5 protein-coding genes are annotated in these 3,027 nt (G+C 46.0%); all 5 read right to left on the bottom strand.

The window, feature by feature from the left end:
- Positions 1 to 245: hypothetical protein (locus PKH29_12530; protein HNX15664.1), on the bottom strand; the 245-nt coding region annotated here is incomplete at its 3' end.
- 60 nt (positions 246 to 305) lie between these two features.
- Positions 306 to 656, bottom strand: coding sequence for a cupin domain-containing protein (locus tag PKH29_12525; GenBank protein HNX15663.1), 351 nt, complete (start codon positions 654 to 656; stop codon positions 306 to 308).
- Positions 657 to 676: 20 nt separating this feature from the next.
- The gene (locus PKH29_12520; GenBank protein HNX15662.1) at positions 677 to 1,549 is read right to left on the bottom strand and encodes a DUF1295 domain-containing protein; all 873 of its coding nucleotides are present in this window, start codon (positions 1,547 to 1,549) and stop codon (positions 677 to 679) included.
- Positions 1,550 to 1,671: 122 nt separating this feature from the next.
- The gene (locus tag PKH29_12515) at positions 1,672 to 2,577 is read right to left on the bottom strand and encodes a GGDEF domain-containing protein (GenBank protein HNX15661.1); all 906 of its coding nucleotides are present in this window, start codon (positions 2,575 to 2,577) and stop codon (positions 1,672 to 1,674) included.
- Between the two features lie 115 nt (positions 2,578 to 2,692).
- Positions 2,693 to 3,027: YkvA family protein (locus PKH29_12510; GenBank protein HNX15660.1), on the bottom strand; the 335-nt coding region annotated here is incomplete at its 5' end.

Raw genomic sequence — 3,027 nt, 5'->3', positions numbered from 1 at the left:
TCGCAGACGCCCCAAAATCGGCCGCTTTTATTGCTGATTTTACAGCCCGAAACAGCGCTGCCCAAACTCTCTGCAGCGCTCCTTCTTTTAACGGCATCGGGAATTCGGCTGCAAAAAATAAAGATGTCGATGTCGCTCTCATTATCTAGGGGCAGCTTCTCGCCGCCGCTTTTGCCGATTGACAGCACTTCATCCATCTGCCCTAAATTGCTGATCAACCGATGATAAATGTCATGAAAAGCCATTTTCATTACCTCTTTAATACATTTCCGGCAGGCACTTATTATTCCTTGTTTCTTGATATCTTATATAATCCGTCTGCCGCCGAATGCGTGGATGGTTCTGGTGCCGGCTTTACAACTGCCGCCCTGCACGGTTCCGCTCGGAATGAAAATTTCGTCCCCGGGATGCAGCACCGTCTCTTTCCCGTCGATTGCCACGGTGTACTCACCGGACACACAGATCATATACTCGTCGAGCTCGTGCCGGTGCTCTTTCGAGACCCGATCGGCAAGGCAGGTCCAAAACGCCATCTGGTTCCCGTCCGGAGCAGTGTAGTAATACCCCTTCACATCAGGCGTATTCTGCTGTTTTGACGGAACCCGGTTTTCCGAACCTTTCAGAAATCGGGGAAATTTTTTATAACGTTCCTCCAATTATTGAGTATGTATTAATTTTATGATTTCCTGGGAAGCGGCAGCAGCATACGGGTCTCTTTTTGATATTCTGCATAGCCCACTTTGTATCCTGCCAAATGCTTTTCGGCTAACGGAATGCTGATGAACAAAAACAACAGGGTGTTCATAAGCGCTCCGGCAAACAGATACCAAAGCTCTGTGCGGCCCGGAAGCATCGCCAGATACACACCCCACCACATCATGATCTCTCCGAGATAGTTAGGATGCCGCGAGTGTTTCCATACCCCGGTGCGGATGATTTTTGTCCGATCCCCGCCGCTTTTTTGAAACTTGTGCATCTGCATGTCGGCAGTCATCTGTAAAACAGTCCCGGATATACTGACAGCAAGTCCGATTACCGAAAACGCGCTGAATACGCTTTCTTGAACGATATAATAAACCGCCGGCAAAACGCACAGGTACACAATAAACGTCGGCATCAATTGAATGCCGATCAAATTGACTATCTGATAAAACTTCCCGGTTTGTTCTTTGATCCGGCTATATCTCCAGTCCTGATGACCCAGTCCTTTGAAGGTATAAGCCCAGTTGGCAGTCAACCGAACGCCCCAAAATAAAATAACCGCGAACAACAAAACAGACCCCGTGTCCACACTGTTCTTTTGTAGCAGCAAAAGCGCTAAAATGATTACGGGCTGAACGCTCCAATACGGATCATAAACAGAGGCATTTCGAAAAACAAGGCTCACAGCCCAGACGAACAGTGTAGCAGCGGCATCTGCAGCGAGCAGCTTAAACCATACATCGCCGTTCATATATAAATAGACGAATGCCCCGAGCCCTGCGGCGGCAGCATAACAGAAGAAAATGATCAAAAATCCCGCCCAAACCCGGTCTTTGTATTGTCTCAATTTCTTCGCCTCCGATTATAATAATAACATCACATGCAAGCTGCCGAAGGTTCTGTTTGTTCTCGAATAATTCTAACCAGGTTCATCTCTTCGCCCTCCCTCGGAGGGACAACAGTTCTGCTTTAATACTCGACCCTGTTTCGCCCGTTTCTTTTAGCCTGGTACAATTTCTCATCTGCATGTTTTAAAAGTTCTTCGACGCTTTCATTGATGGTCGATTCCGGACTGTAAATACCGAAACTGGCCGTCACGCGTATCTCTTTTTCTTCAAATACGGTGACCGCATCCTCAAGTGCCTGCCGCATGCGCTGCGCCGCTTTTTTTGCCGCTTCAAGATCCGCGCCGGGCATACAGATCAAAAACTCTTCGCCGCCGTATCTTGCGATCCAATCACTTTCTCTTTTTAGGCAGCCGGTGAATATTCTTGCGGCATTTTGAAGCGTATCATCACCGGCAACGTGACCGTAATCGTCATTGACCTTTTTGAAATGATCGATATCCGCCATGATCAGGGACAAATGCGTGGATGAAAGAGCCGTGTTTAACAAATCGACCGGAAGTTTTTCCGTGATATAACGCCGATTATAAAGACCCGTCAGAGAATCGGAGAAAGCAAGCTTGTTCATATTATCGATCAGCATATGAATGGTCTGATCGACAACAGCGTCGTTTTTAAAATCGAGGACGTAACTATTCGTAATGTCCTTTAAAATTTCAATTACAATTCTTCTGCCGTCGAGAGAATGCGGAACAGCCGTGATCATGTAAATTTTATCTTTGTTATATTCGATTTTGAAATATGTGGCATTTTCATGATACGCCCGCATCGATATGCAGTTATCGCATACCTTATTTTTTCCCCAAAAATCAAAACAGCGGATTTCTTCGACGTCTATTTCGCTGTTATGATATCGGATCACTCTTTTTTTTACCGGATCGACGATCCTGGTGATGTCGCTGATTTTATCGAGCAAATCGAGACCGTTCAAGTATTCACCGGTCTCCTTTTTTGTTTCAGGCTGTTTCATTTTTTATACATCTCCGTTCTGATTACATATTAAGAAATTGATGCATAATCTATTGCTCATCTTCCCGTTTTTTCCATTATATCACAAAACTCTGCGGCAATACAGCATTATATGATTACGATCCCGCAAAAAAGATTGCCCGCAGAATCAACCAGACAACCGCCAGCCAAACGAGGACAATCGGAATCGCAAAATACCATTTCTTCGGCTTGCCGTTTTTCCACATCTCCCCGGCTTCTTTTCGAAACCGATCAAAGGTGTCTTTCGGAATGCACCGGATCGTCAGGACGATCAGCGCAGGCAGGATGATAAGGTCGTCAAGATAACCGAGCACAGGAATAAAATCCGGAATCAGATCGATCGGTGAGAGGGCATATCCGATCGTCAACCCGGCTAAAATCTTGGCAAAAAAAGGCGTGTCTTTGCTTTTGAGGCACAAAAACACTGCGG

This window comes from Oscillospiraceae bacterium (genome assembly GCA_035353335.1).
Classification (GTDB): domain Bacteria; phylum Bacillota; class Clostridia; order Oscillospirales; family JAKOTC01; genus DAOPZJ01.
The sequence above is the reverse complement of the archived record's forward strand: the minus strand, read 5'-3'. Positions and strand labels throughout refer to the sequence as shown.

Excerpts from the sequence above, each read along its gene's own strand:
- PKH29_12515 (HNX15661.1), bottom strand. The coding sequence starts at position 2,577 with ATGAAACAGCCTGAAACAAAAAAGGAGACCGGTGAATACTTGAACGGT.